This window comes from Bacillus sp. 01N42_2 (assembly GCF_056399565.1).
On record NZ_JBFTRO010000002.1, the window covers coordinates 503,651 to 523,408 of the forward strand.

Consider the following 19,758-nt stretch of genomic DNA (forward strand, 5'->3'; position numbering starts at 1 on the left):
TCCTCCTCTATAGACGTGTGACTTTAACTTCAGGAAGAAGCTGCTGTACAAACTCTTCAGTTCCGAGCTCCTCAGAAAACGCCGTCGCGCTTCCGGAAGCAACACCTAAACGGAACGCGTCTTCCAAAGGCAGCTGTTTTGAGATTCCCGCAAGGAATCCCGCGACAACGGAATCACCCGCGCCTACGGAATTGACCAGCTTTCCTTTAGGAACATTAGCGAGGAAAACCGCCTCTTTCGTAAATAAAAGCGCACCGTCGCCAGCCATCGAAACTATCGCATGTTCAGCGCCTTGTTCAATTAATTTTTTGCCGTACGGAACGGCTGCTTCGGCTGAGTCAATGACCGTATTGAACATTTCGCCAAGCTCGTGATGGTTCGGCTTCATCAAAAACGGTTTCATTTCTGTCGCTTTCATAAGCGCTTCACCAGAGATGTCTACCACCACCCGGGCATTCTGCTTTCTGCATGCCTCAGCAATTTTTTCATACGTGTTATGCGGAAGAGAAGATGGGATGCTTCCCGCTAAAACGACGATGTCTCCTTCTTTCAGAGCGGAGAACTGTTCTAAAAAGGCACTGAACACTTCGTCTGAAATCGTCGGGCCCTGACCGTTAATTTCCGTTTCATCGCCCGTTTTCAGTTTTACATTTATACGCGTGTCTTCATCCACCTCAGAAAAAGCCGTTTCCAGACCTTCCTGCTGCAAAAATGACGTGATATAATTTCCGGTAAATCCGCCGACAAACCCCAATGCTTTTGACGGCACATGGTGTCTTTTCAGTAATCTCGAAACGTTAATGCCTTTCCCGCCGGGGTACTTCGTGTCATAGCTGGAACGGTTTAAACCGCCTACGGCAAAATCTTCAACGTGAACGATATAGTCAACAGACGGATTGAGGGTTACAGTGTAAATCATGATTTCACTACCTTTACGACAGTTTTTTCTTGGTAATTATCGAATGCAAGTTCTTCAGATTCAGTGGTAATGATAACGGCATCGCCCAAAGCGGCGAACGCTGCGAAAGAAATCTCGCCGAATTTGGAAGGGTCAGCTAAAACATACGCGTTTTTCGCCTGTCTCACAGCCTTTGTCTTCAGAAGAGCCTCATCCGGATCGGGTGTTGTATAACCGGCTTCAATGTGCACGCCGTTCACTCCGAGAAAGCTTTTGTCAAATCGGTATTGGCTGACCGCCGATAATGAGGCGCCGCCGATCATCGCACCTGTTCGATGCTTCACATATCCTCCGAGAAGATAAAAGGGGATTCCTTTCCTTATTAAAGCGTCGATATGCATAACTCCGTTTGTGACAACCACAATGTCCTTTGTTTGATCTATAAAATCAATCATATGCAATGCAGTTGTTCCCGCATCAAGATAAATACAGTCACCTTCTTCTAATAAAGATGCCGCTTTTTCTGCAATCTTCAGCTTATCTTGAAGGTTTTTGGAGGATTTTTCAAGCATATCGGGTTCTTGCCGGCTGTTGGAAAGCTTAGATGCCCCGCCGTGAACGCGCTTTAAAAACCCGCGCTCTTCAAGCGTTGATAAATCTCTTCTGATTGTTGATTCAGAAGCGTTTGTCATGCTTATCAGCTCTTGAATCTTTACCACGTCACGCTTTTCAATCTGATCAAGGATCAGCTGATACCTTTCAGGAGTGAGCATATTCCGCCTCCTTTGAAAACGTATTCATTTCACCTACAAGATTATTGTAAACGCTTTTTTTACTTTGAGCAACTAAAATCACTCAAATTCATTCAATAACTATCAAAATCTTTCACATTTGTTCATATTAACGTATGTACATAGGGTTTGTAAACTGTAAATTCGACAAAAAGGGGGACAATTGTATGACATTTCTTTTTATCATAAATGAAAAAAGTCTATTATATTCATTCAATCTTTAAAACACAGAAAAAACCCCATGCGGACTGCATGGGGAGGTTTCACTATTCATACCGTAACGCTTCAATCGGATCTAAGCGGGATGCTTTGTTGGCCGGCAGCATGCCGAAGATGACACCGATCAGCATACTGAACAGCACGCCGATACAAACCACCTGCCAGGAAACGAGCGACGGCCAGCCCGCGATAAGGGAAACGAGTGATGCTCCCCCGTAGCCGAGACCGATTCCGATTAAGCCGCCGATTAAAGTAAGCACAACGGATTCAATTAAGAATTGTGTCAGAATCTGTCCTCTCGTGGCACCGAGCGATTTGCGGATGCCGATTTCTCTTGTCCGTTCCGTTACCGATACGAGCATAATATTCATGACCCCGATTCCGCCGACAACGAGAGAAATACCGGCGATCGAACCGATGATTGTCGTCATGACGGTCGTGACCTGACCGATGCCCGCGGCGATTTCTTCCATATTCATGACTTGGTAGGCCTCTTTTGTGCCGTGATTGTCATTTAAGAGGCGGGCCGCTTCTTTTCCTGTCGTTTTGATTTGATCAGCGGATTCCGTCTGAATCGAAACGTTGCTGTAGTCATTTGTGCCGAAAGACGTTTTCAGCATGTTGAACGGAACATACATTTCACTGAGCCCTAATGATAAAAATCCGCTCTCTTCTTTTAATACACCGATTACTTCTACGGGCTGTCCGCCGGCCCAGACGATTTTTCCGAGCGGAGATGTTTTCCCGAACAGCTTTTCAGCCATTTTTTTCGAGATGATGCCCGCTCTTTTCCCGGAAAGGAAATCGTTATCCGTAAATGTCCGCCCATCCTGAACGTCCAGTTTTTTTACGTCCGTGTAGCCGCTGTTAATGCCATTCAGCGTAATGTCCGTTTTTTCTTGATGATAACGAGCCGTCATTGATTTTACTGCGGAAGCGACAACCTGCTTTACGCCGTCCACTCCTTTTAATCCTTCAATATCTTCTTCTGTAAAACTCACTTGCTGCGAAGCGTTCAGGTTGGTTGTTAATTCTTCATCACTCGGCATATAATACAATTCAATCGTATTGCCCGGCCCGCTGATGGATTGCTTCAGCATTTGCTCTCCGCCCTGGCCGACAGCCACAACAACGATTACTGAACCGACGCCGATAATGATGCCGAGCATCGTCAGAATCGATCTCATCTTGTGAGCTCTGACGGAACTGAGAGCCATCCGGAGATTTTCTAACAGGCTCATTCCCCCACTCTCCTCTGCTCAGAATCGCGGGAAACGATACTGCCATCACGGACGAAAATTACTCTGTTTGTACAATCCGCCACTTCAGGCTCATGTGTGACAAGCACCACGGTTACGCCCTCTGCATTAAGCTCTGTGAACTGCTCCATAATGGAAATGCTTGTTTTCGTATCCAGCGCGCCGGTCGGCTCATCAGCCAAAATGAGCTTCGGCTCGTTAACGATGGCTCTTGCAATCGCGACACGCTGCTTTTGGCCGCCGGACAGCTCATTCGGCATGTGAAGCATCCGATCCGCTAAGCCGACTTTTTCCAGCGCATATTCCGCCCGTTCCTCACGCTCTTTTTTGCCGATACCTGCGTAAATCATGGGAAGTTCGACATTTTTTCTTGCATTCAATCGCGGCAGCAGCTGAAATTGCTGAAAAACAAACCCGATTGATTTGTTCCGGACCGCCGCAAGCTCTTTTTCCGTGCATGAAGATACATCTTCTCCCGCAAGTCTGTAACTGCCTGATGTCGGTCTGTCCAGACAGCCGATGATATTCATAATCGTAGATTTACCTGATCCCGACGGTCCCATAATGGATACATATTCCCCTTCTTCAATCGTCAGGTCGATTGAACGGAGGACATCAAACGTTTCCTTGCCGATCTGATAGCTTTTTTTCACCTTTGAAAGCTGAATCATCTATGCTTTCACATCCGTTCCGTCAGTCAAACCGTCAGCCGGATTCAGAATGACTTTATCATTCTTTGAAAGTCCCTCTTTTATCTCCGTTAACTGATTCGAGGTGTCGCCGACTTTGACTTTCACGCGTTTGGCCTTCCCGTCTTTTACCGTAAAGACCCAGTGCTCATCTCCGTCTTTTTTGACTGCGGAGGACGGCAGCGTATCGGCTTTCCGCTTGTCGGTTTCAATGTTCATAATGAGTTTAAACCCCGGTTTGCCCTCCGGAAGCTTTCCGATCAGCTTGACCTGAAACGGATACTGCACGGCTTGTTCCGTACTTTCACCAGAAGCAGCTCCTGACTTTTGTTCCGGAACGAGACCGACAGCCGTCACTTTTCCCTTCCATGTTTTATCCGGAATGGCGTCTGAGGTTATTGTAACGCTTTGTCCTTTTTTCACTTTCAGTGTGTCGTATTCAGACAAATTGCCGGCAACGATCAGGTGTTCCGGGTCGCCTATATGTATTACCGGTTCTTGAATATCCGATTTCTTAGAAGCGGCTTCTTGATTTACCGAGATAACCGTTCCGTCCATCTCACTCTTGACATTGAGGTTCGCCACCTGGTTTTCAAGAGATTGCTTTTGCAAGTCAGATTGCTTTAATTCAATTTCAGCCGTTTTTTGCTGAAGCTGCAGATCAGTCCGTTCGGAATCAATTTGTTTTTTGGCTTCCGCTTCTCCCGCTTGTTTTGCCAGATCTTTTTCTTTACTGTTTAAGGCTTGCAGTTTTTCTTGAATTTGTTCCATTTGCAGCCGTTTTGATTGTTCTGTCAACTCATTTTGCTCTTTATCAAGGTTGAGCTGGTCGTTTGTATAAGTGACTAGCGACGACCCTTTTTTTACTTTGTCGCCTTCTTTTACTTTTACTTTATCAAGGGTTCCTTTATCCGCTTCATAAAAAACATACTGTTCTTTGGAGAATTTAAGTGTTCCCGGAACCATGACCGCAGAGGAGATTTCTCTTTTTTCCATAGTCCCGGTATCGACTTTTTCCCCGGCGCTGCCGCCCGCGGGAGAGACAGACCGATAAATATTGATAACCATGAATACTGCAATAATCACTGCAATGCCGATTCCGATCAAAAGTTTTTTCATATTATACACCTACCGCTGAATTTAACAGTCCTCCGACTGCCGATACCAAAAGCATAATAACAAACAGGACAATTGCGGAAATCCAGCCCGCTTTTTTAGAAATGCCGCCAGTATAGCGCAGACCTAACGCGAGCAGAATATAGCTCCAGATGCTGAAAATATCGATCGCGCTTAAAAAGACCGATACGCCGTCTCCGGCCGGTATGACACTCGCCAAAGATGTGACAGGGTACAGTGAGCCCGCACCGGTAAAATAAATGACAAGTCCGTTAATGACTAAACCGATGTTGGTAATAAATGCAGTAAAGAGGCCGAGTGAGAGCATTTTTTTATAAGTTGTCACGCCGCCTGAAATTTTGACGCACAGCCAATAAATAAGCGGAACGATAAAGAGAGCGATAATGCCCCCGAAAATTCCTCCGAAAATCGAGCCGAATTTCGCAATGGTTTTGGTCATTTCAATCTGATCATCGGTCAGTCCGTCAAGAGATGAGCTGTTCAGCAGTTCTTCATAATTCATTCCGAGCCCGCGCAAAATACTCCCCGCCGCGATGAGAATGATGACAATCAGGAGAGGAAGGCCGATGACCGGGTGTTCTTTTAATCTTTTAAACTGCACAACAGGACTTGTAATGACGCCGAAAATTGACGGCTTTTCCGTTACTGCCGTATTGTTTTTTTCCAGATTTGGTTCCATATTGCTGATGCCTCCTATGTATTATTCTGTTTATACGTACGCATCCGGCTTATAAAAGTTTCAATTTTTTTGCCGTTTGCGTATTTATGCTAAATTGTAACACAAAATCTTAAATGTAAGTTCCATAATTATGTAAAAAACAACCAGCGCCGGACTGATATAAAAGCAGGCTAAAAATCTTGTGTGACGCCGTTTTAAGCCTGTGTATGTAAAGAAAACCGCACAATTAAAAATCCCCTTTAAATTCCATTTGGTCTCCCCCTGGAATTCAGCCTTTCTTGCCGATGTTATCGGCGTACTGTGCAAAAAAGCCGGATGGCAATGATGCACATCCGGCTTTTATTCACCCTCCGCTTACAGGCGGGATAAAGGCAATGGTATCGCCTTCTGTTACGATGCTGTTATCTTTTACGTAAGTTTCATTGATTGCGATCATGGCATTGTCTATCGTCTGAAGGCCGTATCGTTCTTTTAACAGCGTTTTTACAGCAGACGCTGCCGCCTCCTTTTCGTCAAGTTCAATGACCGGCGTTCCCGCCTGCTCCGCAAGTCCGGCAAACAAAAGCACTTTAATCATCGTGATTCCCCTTTATTTAAATTCGGTTTTCCGTTCGGATAAGGCGTCGTTTCCAGCTGATCGCCTATCCATTCTTCGCCGTCTTCCCAGATTTCTTTTTTCCAAATCGGAACAATCTGTTTTATCCGTTCAATGGCATATTCATTCGCCTCATATGCCGCCTTTCTGTGCGGAGAAGACACGGCGATTACGACCGCCGCTTCTCCGATATCAAGGACGCCGACGCGGTGAGTGATCGCAGCTTCGGCTCCCTCCCATTTCGCGCTGATTTCATCGCCGATTTGAGAAAGCATTTGAACAGCCATCGGTTCATATGCTTCATATTCAAGACGCACCGTCCGCCGTCCGGCAGTCCACTCTCTGACTGTGCCGATAAACGTTGTGATGGCCCCGGCTTCGCGCTTTTCAACTTTTTTTACGATATTTTCCGCAATGATAGGTTCCCTTGTAATTTGAAAACGTTCCATTTATGCAGATCCCCCTTTCAGCTGCGAAAGCACAAACATAATGGCAGCCGGATCATCCGCATGGAATACGGGTATGCCCGCATCTGCAGGCATATGCTCCGTACTTCTGCTGACAACCGCGAGCACGCGCTCCAAATGCTTCAGCTTTTGCCAATCTTCGCTGCTTTTAATCATAATGATTTTCGGATTCGGCGCATGTTTAAAACCCTCAATGAGAAGACAGTCGATTCCCAAATATTCATACAGGCCGATCAAACCAGCCAGATCCCATTTTTTTCGCGCCGTAAGCTGCAAGACCCCGTCCCCTTCTACTGCCGTAACCGCGGCACCGGCTTTTGATAAGCGCTCTGAATCCTTTCCGTCAGAAAAAGGTTCCGGCTCTCCGCCATGTCCGTGATGCTTTAAACATCCAACCGTGCATTCTTTCGGCGCCGCTTTCAGTATACGTTCGATAAACGTTGTTTTACCGCTGTTTTGAAACCCTACGATCTGGACGATCGGGAAAGAATTGACCACGGCCACTCACTTCCATTCTCGTCGCGGATGAGAAGCACGTGAACCGTCCGTCCCGCTTCATATCCTCTCGTTCCTCCCGGCAGAAGGATAAACGCGTTTGCTTCGGCAAGAGATGTGACTGAGCTTGATTTGTCGAGACCGACCGGTGACGCCATCATCTTTCCGTCCTTATGATAAACAAACGCCCTCACAAATCTCGCAAACGGATTCGGCTTCGGAAAGTCGTTTGTTAACACGGCTTCCGCCCATCCGGCGTGAGGTTTTTCATTCAGAAGCCAAGACTGAATCATCGGTTTGACAAACAGGGTGAAACCGACGTAACATGCTGACGGATTGCCTGAAAGGCCGAACAGCAGCATGTCATCGGCCCGTGCGACAGTTGTCACGCTCCCCGGGCGCATTGCCACTTTGTTAAATAAAACTTCCGCTCCGAGCTTAGCATAAATGTCAGGAAGAAAATCAAAATCACCGACTGATACGCCGCCGGTCGTGATCAGAAAATCGGTTTTTTTCATGGCTTCCTTCACCGCCGCATAACTGTCATCAAAATCATCGGAAATTTTGCCTAAGTTCAGCGGCACCGCACCCGCTTCAATGATCTGGGCATACACCATGGCCGCGTTGCTGTTGCGGATTTTGCCCGGTTCAAGCGGATCGCTTACATGAAGAAGTTCGGTTCCCGTGGCGATAATTCCGACCACCGGCTTTCTCACCACAGGAACAGAAGCATAGCCGAAGGTTGCCAAAAGAGCGGTGACGCCCGGCGTGATTTTCGTTCCTTTTTTTAAAAGCGAGCTGCCCTTTTTTGCATCTTCTCCTTGGTATGAAATATTATCACCCGCATGGAAAGGGCGTTTCACCGACATGTAATCCGTGCCGTTTTCAGAATACGTTTTTGTCAGCTCAAGCATCACTACGGCATCCGCGCCTTTTGGAATCTGCGCCCCTGTCATAATGCGGACCGCTTCATATGGTCCGAGCTCTTTTTCTGACACGGCGCCGGCTCCGATATGGTCAATGACTTCAAACGTGACGGCATTATCACGGGAAGCCGTCTTTGAATCGCACGCCCTGATGGCAAAACCGTCATACGGAGAGCGGTCAAAGGCAGGCACATCATGGTCCGCCTTAACATCTTCCGCCAAATAGCGGTGAAGGCTGTCCTCCAGCGGCACCCATTCGGTATCCCCCTGTTTTTTATACCGGCTCACCCGGCGGACTGCTTCGCCCACCTGAATCGGCGTTCTTTTTTCAAGCATAGCAATACCTCCCCTTACTACAGTCCGATCACTCTGGCCAGAACTGAATTTGCTTCTTTGATGTCGTTTGTACCGTGAATCAGAGCCCGTCCGTCTTGAAAAATAACGATCCTGAAGCGTTCGTACGCCATGTGCAGCAGAAATTCATTTGCTTCGACTTTGCCGATCTGCTTCAGACGTTTGACGAGCTCTTCTTTGTCCAGCCTCTTTAACGCTTCCGATCTGATTTGAACGGTGTCTCTTCCGCACAGCACGCTTGCTTTTGGCCTATTTTCAGGCTGCAGGTACGGGTATACGGGCTCCGCGCCGCAGGAAGGGCAATGATCCCGTTTGGTCTGATCCACATTTACGCTCATATTGGTGTTATTCCACACATCAAACGTAAAAAAGCGCCGATTTACCGCTTCATGGTTACCTGTCAGCAATTTCAGCGCCTCAGCCTGCTGATAAGCAGAGACGATATGAACGGCCGGAGGTATGATGCCTGCTGTATCACATGTCGCTCCGCCCACCGGTATTTGCTCAAACAGACAGGATAAACACGGCGTAACCCCCGGGATAATCGTCATACTCATCCCCTGACTGCTGACACAGGCACCGTAAATCCAAGGCGTTTTCGTTTTCAGCGCCAGATCATTGATGACCATTCTCGTTTCAAAATTATCTGTCGCATCCACGATGCAATCCGCTTGTTCGATCAGCGGTTCGAGCGTTTCCGCCGTACCTTCGGCCGCATAAGCCTCTATATGTATGTCACTGTTTATCGCCAAAAGACGCGTCTTTGCCGCCACGGCTTTCGGCAGGCGCTCCCTCGCGTCTTCTTCTGTATACAGCTGCTGTCTTTGTAAATTGCTCCATTCCACATAATCCCGGTCAATAATCGCCATACGGCCTGCTCCGGCTCTTGCCAGCCCCTCTGCTGCGGCTGTTCCGAGGGCCCCGGCCCCGACAATCAGGACACTGCTGTCAGCCAGCGCCTTCTGCCCTTTTTCCCCTATCGGCTTAAATCTTGTCTGCCGCGAATAGCGCTCTTCCATCTGTGTTGTCCCCTTGCATTTTTATTTCCATCATACCATGTTTCCTCACCATCAGTCCTGATGTGAAGACTCGATAAGCGCCAAAAGTCTGGCGTAATCATCCCGGGTGTTGATATTGACGAACTCTTCCGGCCCGGCGCCGATGTCTTCAGCCTGCACATAACAGACAGACAGATGTTTCAGCGTGTCTGCCATTTTCAGCTTGTTTTGTGCCAGCTGATCAAAAAGCACCTCTTGCACCCGTTTATGATAAACAGCCAAGAGAGGCTGCGCTCTGTTTTCACAAATCGGAATGACAGCGTCCACATTTCCGGTCAGCTTCATTTCAAGCGCTGCCATGGTCTTTCTAGTCACGAGCGGCGTGTCACAGGATATGACCGTGTATGTTTCGCCTTCCGTTTGTTTCATTGCCGTATATATGCCGGCCAGCGGCCCCATTCCCCGAAACTGCGGCACATCGGAGAAAACATGTCTCTCTTTGTTTGCTAAGAACTTATTTATATGCTCAGGGCGGCTGATAATCACCGTCTCTCCGCAGCCGAAGGCTTTTTTCGCCTGCTCATAAAACATGCCGCCCTTCCACTTTGCAAAAGCTTTCGGTTCCCCGAACCTTCGGGAAGCTCCCCCTGCTAATATTACATTCACCCGTTTCATGTCATCTCTCCCCATTCTATATAAAAGCATAGCAAACGCCTCAGCCGAAATACAATATTACAGTGCTTGTCAGTTTAATTAAGAGGAATAGCCGTCTGTCCTATCCCATATTGTAGTGTTAACATCATGAGGGAGATGGTTCTTATGAAAATATCAGGTCCGTTTTTCCACGACACTTCTCAAGAGAACCTTTATTTGAAGTCTGAACTTTCGAGATGCAGAAAACTGATTTCGGAGTTTGAAGCAAGCTACTTTCATCAAAAAAACAATAAGCTTCAGGAGGAAAACGCCAATATTAAAGAGCGGCTTCACAAGCTTACTGACGAACTGGAAGCAATGGCTCAAAAACACAAACAGACAAGTAACACGGAACGGTCTCTGCATGAAATCAGGGCCGGGCTGCTCGATAAAATCGTCATTCTGCAAGAACTGCTGCAGAAGGAAACGTTTCGGCGGAAAAATGAGATGGAAGAAAAACACCGTCTCCATCTTACGAATGTAAAATTTGAAGAAGAAAATAAAAACTTACATACCCGTATCCGCTCACTTGAGACCGCAATGGAAACGGAACAGACTTCTCACGAAGATACGAAACGGCGTTTTCAGGCTGCTGCAGAAGAAAATATCCGGCTGCAAACACAAATGACAGAAAAAGAATACCAGCTCAAACATATTAAAATAGAAATTAATCATATGAGAGATCGAATACTAGAAACAAAAGAACGGCTTGTAGAAATAGAAAAAACAAAAGAAAAGTTATTTCAAGAAACCATTCTCTCGTACAAAAGGCAGCTGGACGAAAGTGATGCTTGGATTGCCGGTCATTTTGCTGATATTGACAGCCGGACGGCGGAACCGGCAGAAAAAGAGCTGGAACTTCCTTCTGCTGCGGCCGAGACTGTTCAGGCAGAAGACTTGCTTAAAGCGGTCACCGAACAAGTCATCTCCCTGCAAAAACAGTTTGCACAATCAGAGTCCCGTGATCAGTCGTTTGAAGAAAAGCTGGACGCGGTGAAAGAACGGGCTGATGAAGAAAAACCGTTCCAGAAATATGTCGTCAAGCTTGAAAAAAAGGCGTTAAAAGATACGCGGGACAGCACAAAAAAACTGCTTGAGTAACGCAAGCAGTTTTTTACTGTTTTATTCAGCAGCCGTATCATTTGCCGTTTCTTCTGTTTCCTGAGAAATTTCTCCCTCAAGAATATATTGGCCGCGGTATGGTTTTTTCACTTCCGGATACATTTTAATTAAACTTTGCATAAACGTTGTCATATTAGGAATTTCAAGGCCGCTTTCCTTCTCAATTTCCTTTTGCAGCTCCGAACTTTTGATCGCCGCATTGTGGCGCTTCAAAGTTTTAATGGCTGCTTCGCGCAGTTTTGCCGCTTTTGAACCCGGTCTTGCCGTCCCTCTTCTTCTTCTTGTAGAACCGTCCGGAATGCCAGCGGGAAGAGACGTAATAGATTGCATTTGCGGCTGTGAGGATTGAGGCTGTGTCTGCGGCTTTTGGTAGCTTCTCATTTCCTGTGCCGCAAGCTCTGCAAGCACTGGGAGAGAGTCGCTTTTTTTCTCCGGACGAAACTCTTTTTTTGTATCAGACAGGCTGCCCGTATGGTCTAATTCTCTCAGTTTTGCATATATTTTATCTCGTTCTATTTGATATTCACGAATGACTTTTACCTCTGCCTCGTTCAATTGTTCTAAACGTAAGCGCAGCGCTTCTCTTTCATTAAACATGTGTAAAACCCCCTGTCAAAAATTTAAACGCTTTTATTTAGATATTAGATTACAAAAGTAATTTTATCAACTATTATTTTAGCATTTTACTATTTTATTTACTCTATGAAAAATTGCTTATTTTCTGAAAATGGTACTTTCTATACAAAAACCCTCGTCATATAGGGGATTCTGGGCGATGTTCCATTTTATTCAAACCCTTCAAAATATAACTTGAAATTACTTGTTTAATGAAAATTAGCGTAATATCTACAATTTTCGACTATAATATGTAAAAGCTAAAGATATGGAGAAAACATGCGATACAGCGTGTTTTCTCCCGTTTTTCTTCATTTTCGTTTTCACTCCAGCTCAACAATCACACATGTCATTTTGGAATTTTTTATCCAATAAGCACAAAAAAACCCTATTACCTAACGGCAAAGGGTTTGCAGAACCGAGACAATAGTCCGACGGAGATTGTCCCAATTATTCAGAAGCCTGCTCCATTTCTGAAAGTACGCGGCTGACGCGTTTTTCAAGCATTGTCATCCCGGCTCCTCCCGCTTGAAAATGACGGAGCTGTCCGGTTTTATCAAAAACGTAATAAGCCGGCACATATTGATTCTCAAATGCTTCAGTCAGCGTATGATCGCTGTCCACGTAAATCGGCTGAGAGATATCGTGTTCAGCCGCTGTTTCCTTGATTTTCTCAAGGTCAAGATCATCTTCGGAACGGGGCATATGAACGGCTGCCACATTCAGCTGATCTTTATATTTATTACGAAGCCCGTTCACCTCAGGCATCGCTTCTTTACACATGCCGCAGCTGACGGACCAGAAGTGAATCAATGCCGGCTTTTCACCGATCAGCTGTTCCTTCGTGACTTCTCCGTTAATCCAGGCTTTGGCGCCTGTCAATTCAGGCATTTGCTGATGTAATTTCATCTGATGTCCCTCCTTATGAAAAAGATTTGTGATCTTTCGTCCGCACTCTCACTTCGCTCGGGCAACATCCGGCTGTTTTCCCTCCAAAGTAAATGATTTGGCTGAACCGACATGTTAAAATGAGAGCGGAGATTCTTTAGTTAGTATCTTCACGAAAATAATGAGATTGAAACCGTTCAATAGAATAAATCATAACTGTAAATAACTGATTTCTATTAAAAGGTTTATCCTATTGTAAAACGGGTAAATAACTTTTAGCTTTTTCTGCAATAGACTTGAAAGGAAGACATCACTATGATTGATTTAAAACACTTTGATTGGGCCGGGCTCATCACTTCTGCGGGGATTTTCATCATAAAGCTGGCACTTATTATTTTAGCGTATTTTATTTTCAGAACGGCAGGCAAAAAGCTGATCAAGCATTTGTTTCTGAAATTCGAGAAGCAAAACAACCTCTCCACAGGCCGCGCTTATACTTTGCGGAGTCTCGCGCTTAATGTGTACGGATACATACTGATTTTCGTTTTTATCGTCATGATATTGGATTTATTCCACTACAATCCGAGCGCTCTCATTGCCGGTGCCGGCGTGGTCGGTCTTGCAGTCGGCTTCGGCGCTCAGGGACTTGTCAGTGACATTGTCACCGGATTTTTTATCCTTTTGGAAAAACAGATCGATGTCGGTGATTATATTACAGTTGCCGGCTACAGCGGCATTGTCGAGCAGGTCGGTCTGCGTACGACGCAAATCCGGAGCTTTGACGGCACGCTTCACTATCTTCCCAACCGGGGGATCACAAATGTGAGCAACCATTCTCGCGGAACGATGCAGGCGCTTGTCGATATTAAGGTGCCGCTTGAAAAAAATCTTGATGAAACCATTCAAGTCCTGCAAAACGCCTGTGACAAAGCAGCCCTTGAGCTTCCGCAGATTAAGGAAGGACCGGACGTCATCGGGGTTCAGGATTTAAGCACATCAGAAATGGTCATCAGAATCATCGCCAAAACAGAAAATATGGAGCAATGGCGGGTTGAACGCGTGCTGCGGAGAGAAATGAAAATCGCGCTCGACCGGTTGAAAAGCGCCTCTTCTGCCGAATAGAAAAACCGAAGCGTAAGCTTCGGTTTTTTCTTTTTAATGAAATTTTTTTTCTACTTCGCTGCAGATTTCGTCAGCTGTCATTCCGGAAGCCGTAATGACGGGAGCCTGAGTTGACGTATCGGCAATGCCTTGGACATTGCTGTCAAGTCCGGTTACGACACAGCAGTCACAATCCTTCGCATCCTCAGGAGTCTTCATCATCACTACGTCATATCCCTTTTGTTTTAACGCCTGTTCTACATCCGATAAAGATTGTTCAATTCCAATTTTTTTCGTCATATTGAACACCTCCGTTACGTAGAATGCTCAAGTTTTGTTAGATTATTCTTCTTTTCGGATTTAATTGGCATACTCCGAAAAATATCCGACCATGACATTTACTGCGGTTTCCATCGCAGCTTCATCCGGATTCAGCTTTGCGTGATGAAGCCCGTGGGAAGAATCGGCACCGAGCCAGAACATGAAGCCGGGATATTTTTTCAGCATATACCCGAAATCTTCTCCGGTCATCGCTTCTTTCGCCGTCTTCACTTCTGCAAGACGATGATCACTGACAAATTGCATAAATTCTTCGGTCAGGCCGCTTGTATTATAAACTTGATGATAAACGGACGGGTACGTGACCTTCCCTTTACAGCGGAAGCCGATTTCAATTCCTTTGACGAGTTCTTCAATCCGCTTTTTCACCATACGCATTGATTCTTCAGAAAGCGTCCGGATCGTTCCTTCCAGATGAGCACGCTCTGCGATGATATTTTGCGCCGTGCCTCCGGTAATCGTTCCGACAGTAATTACCGCGCTGTCAAGCGGGTCCGTATTTCTGGATATGACCGTCTGCAGCTGCGTGACAAGCGTACTTGCGGCGACGACCATGTCGTCTGCTGTATGCGGATATGCCGCATGTCCGCCTTTCCCCTCAAGGTCGATGACAAGCTCGCTCGTATTGGCAAACAGCAATCCGCTTTTGGTAGAGATTGTGCCGACCGGCAGTTCAGGTGCTATATGGAGAGCCGTGATTAAATCCGGCGTCCATTTTTTCAGCACATCGCTTTCAAGCATCGGTTCTGCTCCGCCCGGTCCTTCTTCAGCCGGCTGGAATAAAAAGAGCAGATCATGCTTGACCGGGTGATGGACAAAATGATCAATAATGCCGAGCGCGATGGTCATGTGCATATCGTGGCCGCATGCGTGCATAAAACCGGGATGTTCAGATGCAAACGGAAGCCCCGTCTGTTCTTCAATCGACAAAGCGTCTATATCCGCTCTGTAGGCGAGCATTTTTTCCGGAGCCGTGCCGTTGACTTTGACAAAGATGCCGGTTCTCCACGTTTCGATTTCAATTCGTTCTTCCGAATATTGTTTCAATATATTCAGCAGGTACTGCTGTGTTTTATATTCCTGAAAGCCGATTTCCGGGATGCGGTGCAGATCTCTCCGGATCGCTATGAGCCGCTCTTTTTCCATATGTATTCCTCCTTAAGATAAGAATAAGGCGTGGATTTTATCATCCACGCCCATTCTATCAAACCATTCCTTACAGCTGGCGTAATTCCTGTTTGATTTCTGTTTTGCCTTTTGTTTTTTCATCGATATCTTTGATTTTTTTCGCTGGTGTTCCTGCTACAACGGTATATGGCTCAACGTCATTTACTACGATAGCTCCCGCAGCGACAACCGCGCCTTTTCCGATTGTTACGCCTTCAAGCACAACCGCATTTGCGCCGATTACAACGTCATCTTCTACGACAACAGGCTTAGCGCTTGGCGGCTCAATAACACCCGCTAATACAGAACCCGCTCCGATGTGACAGTTTTTTCCGACAGTCGCGCGTCCTCCGAGCACAACGTTCATATCAATCATTGTGCCTTCGCCGATGACTGAACCGATATTAATGGACGCCCCCATCATGATAACGGCATTGTCGCCGATTTCGACTTGGTCGCGGATAATAGCGCCAGGCTCGATGCGCGCTTTTACATCTTTCAAGTCAAGCATCGGAATCGCAGAGTTGCGGCGGTCATTTTCAATGACGTAATCCTCAATTTTGTCTTTGTTTTCTTCAATTGCCGCTTTAATGTCAGCCCATTCGCCAAAAACAACGCCGGATTGGCCGTTCAGGAATGTTTTAGCGGAATCGCCAAAGCTGATTCCCTCAAGATCGCCTTTTACATACACTTTTACAGGCGTTGATTTTGTACTATTTTGAATAAATGAAATAATTTCATTTGCATCCATCATTTTCATATGTATTGTCCTCCTCTGATTTTCTACCTCATTACTGTAACAAAGGAAGGATGCAAAAACAAGAAAAAAAGGAACAAGCCTTTATTCTGCCGGCTGTCTGCACAGTGCGGCAAACTGTCTTCCGAATTCCCTGAGCTCTTCTTCCTCGCTGCCTTCAGGGTTGTTTTCAATTTTGACCGGTGGCAGCACCACCCGTCCTCCCCGGGCCGTGATCACTTTTTCTAATTCGTCAACCGCTCCGCAAAAAAACGCGTAGGACGTATCTCCGGAACCGAACAGAGCAAATGTTTTCCCTGCAAACTCCAGGTTTTCCATATCTTCAGCGATATCGAGCATTTCATCAGGAAGATCCCCGTCTCCCCACGTATATGTGCCTAATAAAATATACTCATAGTCATTAAAAAGTTCGGCATGGATATCCATCGCTTCATATCTGTCAACAGATGCTTGTGCTTCGATCAGCCCTTTTTCAATCAAATCCGCCATTGCCTCGGTGTTTCCTGACATTGTCGCATAAACAAGCAATACTTTCCCCATCTCCGTCTCTCCTTTATGTATAGAAACTAATGTGCGAGCCGGGCCGCCTCATACGGTCTGACAAACTTACATTCGTAAAGGCCCGCACAAAAAAAGCTTTCTTTCTGATTGGCCACCCGCCATCCGTGACCGCGGATCGTATCAAACCATTTTAATTCTCCGGCGGCGAAATCAGCTTGGTAAATGCGCGAAAATCCGTTTTCGTCCTGTGACGAAGTGACATAAATAATACCGGCATCCTCAGAAACGTCGAGAAATGATTTTTCCCGTACGGCAGGCGCGGCTGAAATGGCAAACGCCTCGTCCGTCCGCACGTTTCGGACGGCAACCTCGCCCCGTTCTCCCTTTGCCGCACCCTTTGCGGCAATGAGCCAGTCCTTCTTGTACATAAGCATGGAAGCCGTCATGCGCTGTCTTTCACGGCTTATACGCCGGATGCGGTCTTCTGTCAGATCGTACGCCCAAATGCCGCCATAATTCATATGAATCCGGGTGCCGATATAAATCGTCTGACCGTGCAAACAAAGCGAGCGAATGACAGGCGGCTCCTTTAAATGTGAAAAGGGCTTAGCCACATGCCAAGTGACGCCGAAATCATCAGATAAGTAGAGGCAGTGCGTGCCGTGCGCACAGACGAACCCGTCATTGCGCCCGGCAACTGCCCAAACGGAGGCGCTGGTCGGAAATCGGGATGCCGTCCAGGTCTTTCCCTGATCGGCCGATCTGAGGACGGCGCCTTTTTCCCCCGCCGCGAATATGTAAGGCCCGATGTAGGTCAGCACATGAATCTTGCTTTTCATCCGGTACAGCCTTTTCCAGCCTTCTTCTGCGGAAAAATGAAAAATGCCTTCGCCTTTTACTGCGACAAAAAAGCCTGAAGACACTGATGCCATGACAGCCGTCGCGCCTTTATGAAACATGGCACCGGTCTCCATGGTGAGCGGCCCATGCAAGAAAACCGCGGACAAATTCTTTGCAGCATTCCTGATCCTCAGCCGTCTCAGGCGCCAATTCGATTTTCAGCGTTTCCGGATATAAATTGGCTCCGGCCTGTTCAAATGCATCGCAAAACAGCGTAACCGCTTCACAAAACTTCGGATAGGCGTGATCGCCTGAACCGAAACAAGCCGTTTTCAGTCCGTTCAGCTGGCGGTGCAGAATATCTTCATAAAAATCTTCCGCTTCGTAAGGAAGATCACCATCTCCCCATGTGTATGTGCCGACAAAAACATAATCATATGCTTCGAGACAATCCGCATCTGCCTCATCCATGTCAAGACAGTCAATTGCAATCTGATGCTCGCTCAGTGTTTCTTTTATAATGCCGGCAATATCCTCCGTATTCCCCGACATGCTTGCGTATATCATTAATGCTTTCTGCATATGATCACCCCGTAATTGATAATGATTTTCAATAACATATACATTACTTTAAATGATAATGATTTTCATTGTCAATAAAAAATAAAAAAAGACAGCCTCATTGCTGTCTTTCTAAAAAGGGCTCTCCTGCTTCAGCATATCTTTGATGACCGAAACGAAAGCCTGCACCTGTTTTAATTCAAATGCCGGCTCATAACCGAGCAGCCATGTGTCGCGGCCGATCGGATGATCCTTTGCATCAAGCAGGGGCATTTTATTTACTTTGTCTTCCTCAGCTAAGGTGACTGACGGCAAAATGGCATAACCGATTCCGTGCAGCGCCATCTGCTTGCACGTTTCAATCTGATCGACGAGGATCGTCTGTTTCGGCGAGGTTTTGAATTTTTGATGCCACCAATGCTGAATTTCCTGAAAATATGTACTGTCACTTTTGAACTGGATAAACGGCCGGTCGGTATGGGCTATATCATCAATGCAGGAAATTTCCGTATCGACCAAATATAAATGATCGGTCATTAGATATTCTTTTCGGCCTTTCCATTCCGGGTTTCCCCGGATAATGCCGATATGTACCTGATCTTCATACAGACTTTTCAGCATTTCGCTGCTCCATCCTGTAATGAGGGAAACCTTTGCATTCGGATAACGCTCCACATATGTTTTTAACACTTTCGGAAGCCAGTGCTGCCCGATAATGGAGGCGACGGCAAGCTTCAATGTGCCGTGAATTTCCCCTTCAAGTTCATCAATATTTTCTCTTATTCTCTCTTGCCGGTCCGTGACATCATTTGCAAATTGTATGATTTTTTCTCCTGCCGGCGTTACCGTGAGTCCTTTTTGAGATCTTAGAAAGATCTTTGTTCCCCAGGCTTTTTCAATGGTCTGCAATCGCTGGGACAGAGCCGGCTGTGACACGAATAACCGTTCGGCAGCCTTCCTCATGTTTAATTCCTCAGCTAAAACTACGAGCATATGAAGCTCTTGAAGCTGCATGTCGTCCTCCTTTTCAATGCCTTTTCGTATTTCTTATCTACCATTCTAATAAATTAAAGGCTGCCGAAGCAAGCGCGACCAATATGTATACGTTTTCTTTTTCTGACATACAAAGAACAAATAGGCTGATCGTGCGAGCCTACTTATTCAATGACCTGATATGACTGCTCAGCTGCTTTAATACGACTCTTCTCGTAAAGATGCCTTCAAAGACGCCTTCATCATTTTCAACGCAGACAAAGCCATTGTTAATGACCATGCTGAACCCTTTGATAATCGGATCATTGATGTGGAGACGGGGAATGTCTTTCAGCATGACCTCCTCAACCGTAATTTGATCCAGCTTCTCAAACTCAATCCGCTCAAGTCCGAAAATGCTGTTCATAATCATATTTGTGCCGATCAAACCGTGCAGACGGTACGAAGCGTCAAGGACTGGAATAGCGGTATAGCCGGTTTTCGTCAGCACTAAAAGAGCATGCTCAAGGTTGTTTCCGACTTGTACGTGCGCCACTTTATCCGCCTCGATCATAAATTGTCCGACTGTTGCATCAAGAAGCTGATCTGATTGTAAGCTAATCATGTCACTTCGACCCCTTTACATTTTTCATCAAACCATGTATTCCCTATATCGCAATAATATAAACATTATC

At 46.2% G+C, this 19,758-nt stretch carries 24 protein-coding genes; 2 read left to right on the forward strand and 22 right to left on the reverse strand.

The features are described from left to right. Positions 1–7: 7 nt before the first annotated feature. The 12 genes from pfkB to AC1DN5_RS06240 form a co-directional block, all read right to left on the reverse strand. The gene (gene pfkB / locus AC1DN5_RS06185) at positions 8–919 is read right to left on the reverse strand and encodes a 1-phosphofructokinase (protein WP_016936279.1); all 912 of its coding nucleotides are present in this window, start codon (positions 917–919) and stop codon (positions 8–10) included. Further along, positions 916–1,671 (reverse strand): DeoR/GlpR family DNA-binding transcription regulator, encoded by a 756-nt coding sequence (locus AC1DN5_RS06190; protein WP_045926921.1) that lies wholly within the window; start codon positions 1,669–1,671, stop codon positions 916–918. Before AC1DN5_RS06190 ends, pfkB begins: the two co-directional genes overlap by 4 nt. Before the next feature lie 284 nt (positions 1,672–1,955). Next, positions 1,956–3,149 (reverse strand): ABC transporter permease, encoded by a 1,194-nt coding sequence (locus tag AC1DN5_RS06195; RefSeq protein ID WP_327814110.1) that lies wholly within the window; start codon positions 3,147–3,149, stop codon positions 1,956–1,958. Continuing rightward, positions 3,146–3,838, reverse strand: coding sequence for an ABC transporter ATP-binding protein (locus AC1DN5_RS06200; RefSeq protein WP_049628402.1), 693 nt, complete (start codon positions 3,836–3,838; stop codon positions 3,146–3,148). Before AC1DN5_RS06200 ends, AC1DN5_RS06195 begins: the two co-directional genes overlap by 4 nt. Further along, a complete protein-coding gene (locus AC1DN5_RS06205) occupies positions 3,839–4,975 on the reverse strand; it encodes an efflux RND transporter periplasmic adaptor subunit (protein ID WP_366969444.1) in 1,137 nt (378 codons plus the stop codon). Between the two features lies 1 nt (position 4,976). Further along, positions 4,977–5,672, reverse strand: coding sequence for a YknW family membrane protein (gene yknW / locus AC1DN5_RS06210; RefSeq protein WP_327814108.1), 696 nt, complete (start codon positions 5,670–5,672; stop codon positions 4,977–4,979). 343 nt (positions 5,673–6,015) lie between these two features. Then, positions 6,016–6,249: a molybdopterin converting factor subunit 1 gene (moaD, locus tag AC1DN5_RS06215; protein WP_015417377.1), complete on the reverse strand. Its 234-nt coding sequence runs from the start codon at positions 6,247–6,249 to the stop codon at positions 6,016–6,018. Further along, complete coding sequence (locus tag AC1DN5_RS06220) at positions 6,246–6,716, reverse strand: molybdenum cofactor biosynthesis protein MoaE (protein WP_366969446.1); 471 nt, start codon at positions 6,714–6,716, stop codon at positions 6,246–6,248. The genes moaD and AC1DN5_RS06220 overlap by 4 nt, the downstream gene beginning before the upstream one ends. Continuing rightward, positions 6,717–7,238, reverse strand: coding sequence for a molybdopterin-guanine dinucleotide biosynthesis protein B (mobB, locus tag AC1DN5_RS06225; RefSeq protein WP_366969447.1), 522 nt, complete (start codon positions 7,236–7,238; stop codon positions 6,717–6,719). Further along, positions 7,199–8,491: a molybdopterin molybdotransferase MoeA gene (locus AC1DN5_RS06230; RefSeq protein ID WP_016936288.1), complete on the reverse strand. Its 1,293-nt coding sequence runs from the start codon at positions 8,489–8,491 to the stop codon at positions 7,199–7,201. The genes mobB and AC1DN5_RS06230 overlap by 40 nt, the downstream gene beginning before the upstream one ends. A gap of 17 nt (positions 8,492–8,508) precedes the next feature. Continuing rightward, positions 8,509–9,528, reverse strand: a complete 1,020-nt coding sequence (locus AC1DN5_RS06235; protein WP_095240778.1) for a molybdopterin-synthase adenylyltransferase MoeB — start codon at positions 9,526–9,528, stop codon at positions 8,509–8,511. Between the two features lie 51 nt (positions 9,529–9,579). Further along, the gene (locus tag AC1DN5_RS06240) at positions 9,580–10,182 is read right to left on the reverse strand and encodes a molybdenum cofactor guanylyltransferase (RefSeq protein ID WP_366969448.1); all 603 of its coding nucleotides are present in this window, start codon (positions 10,180–10,182) and stop codon (positions 9,580–9,582) included. Between the two features lie 144 nt (positions 10,183–10,326). Here AC1DN5_RS06240 and AC1DN5_RS06245 point away from each other — a divergent pair, with 144 nt between their 5' ends. After that, on the forward strand, positions 10,327–11,301 hold the full coding sequence (locus AC1DN5_RS06245) for a coiled-coil domain-containing protein (RefSeq protein WP_047475242.1): 975 nt from the start codon (positions 10,327–10,329) through the stop codon (positions 11,299–11,301). 21 nt (positions 11,302–11,322) lie between these two features. Here the strand turns inward: AC1DN5_RS06245 and rok are convergent, their stop codons facing one another. Together rok and AC1DN5_RS06255 are read right to left on the reverse strand one after the other, a co-directional pair. After that, positions 11,323–11,919 carry a transcriptional regulator Rok gene (gene rok, locus AC1DN5_RS06250; RefSeq protein WP_366969450.1) on the reverse strand — a complete coding sequence of 199 codons (597 nt, stop codon included), beginning with the start codon at positions 11,917–11,919 and terminating at the stop codon, positions 11,323–11,325. Between the two features lie 468 nt (positions 11,920–12,387). Beyond that, complete coding sequence (locus AC1DN5_RS06255; protein WP_016936293.1) at positions 12,388–12,846, reverse strand: TlpA disulfide reductase family protein; 459 nt, start codon at positions 12,844–12,846, stop codon at positions 12,388–12,390. A gap of 294 nt (positions 12,847–13,140) precedes the next feature. Between AC1DN5_RS06255 and AC1DN5_RS06260 the strand changes: the two genes are divergently transcribed. Then, positions 13,141–13,947, forward strand: coding sequence for a mechanosensitive ion channel family protein (locus tag AC1DN5_RS06260; protein WP_188154010.1), 807 nt, complete (start codon positions 13,141–13,143; stop codon positions 13,945–13,947). 33 nt (positions 13,948–13,980) lie between these two features. Here the strand turns inward: AC1DN5_RS06260 and AC1DN5_RS06265 are convergent, their stop codons facing one another. The 8 genes from AC1DN5_RS06265 to cbpB form a co-directional block, all read right to left on the reverse strand. After that, complete coding sequence (locus tag AC1DN5_RS06265) at positions 13,981–14,226, reverse strand: YkuS family protein (protein ID WP_013352084.1); 246 nt, start codon at positions 14,224–14,226, stop codon at positions 13,981–13,983. 60 nt (positions 14,227–14,286) lie between these two features. Continuing rightward, a complete protein-coding gene (locus AC1DN5_RS06270) occupies positions 14,287–15,411 on the reverse strand; it encodes an N-acetyldiaminopimelate deacetylase (RefSeq protein ID WP_366969451.1) in 1,125 nt (374 codons plus the stop codon). Positions 15,412–15,481: 70 nt separating this feature from the next. Continuing rightward, the gene (gene dapD / locus AC1DN5_RS06275; protein WP_016936297.1) at positions 15,482–16,192 is read right to left on the reverse strand and encodes a 2,3,4,5-tetrahydropyridine-2,6-dicarboxylate N-acetyltransferase; all 711 of its coding nucleotides are present in this window, start codon (positions 16,190–16,192) and stop codon (positions 15,482–15,484) included. 81 nt (positions 16,193–16,273) lie between these two features. Continuing rightward, positions 16,274–16,729, reverse strand: coding sequence for a flavodoxin (locus AC1DN5_RS06280; RefSeq protein WP_016936298.1), 456 nt, complete (start codon positions 16,727–16,729; stop codon positions 16,274–16,276). 26 nt (positions 16,730–16,755) lie between these two features. Continuing rightward, positions 16,756–17,649 (reverse strand): WD40/YVTN/BNR-like repeat-containing protein, encoded by an 894-nt coding sequence (locus AC1DN5_RS06285; RefSeq protein WP_366969452.1) that lies wholly within the window; start codon positions 17,647–17,649, stop codon positions 16,756–16,758. After that, entirely contained in the window at positions 17,639–18,112 is a 474-nt protein-coding gene (locus AC1DN5_RS06290) for a flavodoxin (RefSeq protein WP_366969453.1), read from the reverse strand. Before AC1DN5_RS06290 ends, AC1DN5_RS06285 begins: the two co-directional genes overlap by 11 nt. Positions 18,113–18,223: 111 nt before the next feature. Next, positions 18,224–19,105, reverse strand: coding sequence for a transcriptional regulator CcpC (gene ccpC / locus AC1DN5_RS06295; protein ID WP_198698795.1), 882 nt, complete (start codon positions 19,103–19,105; stop codon positions 18,224–18,226). Between the two features lie 139 nt (positions 19,106–19,244). Beyond that, positions 19,245–19,688 carry a cyclic-di-AMP-binding protein CbpB gene (gene cbpB, locus AC1DN5_RS06300; RefSeq protein ID WP_003154608.1) on the reverse strand — a complete coding sequence of 148 codons (444 nt, stop codon included), beginning with the start codon at positions 19,686–19,688 and terminating at the stop codon, positions 19,245–19,247. Positions 19,689–19,758: the final 70 nt, after the last annotated feature.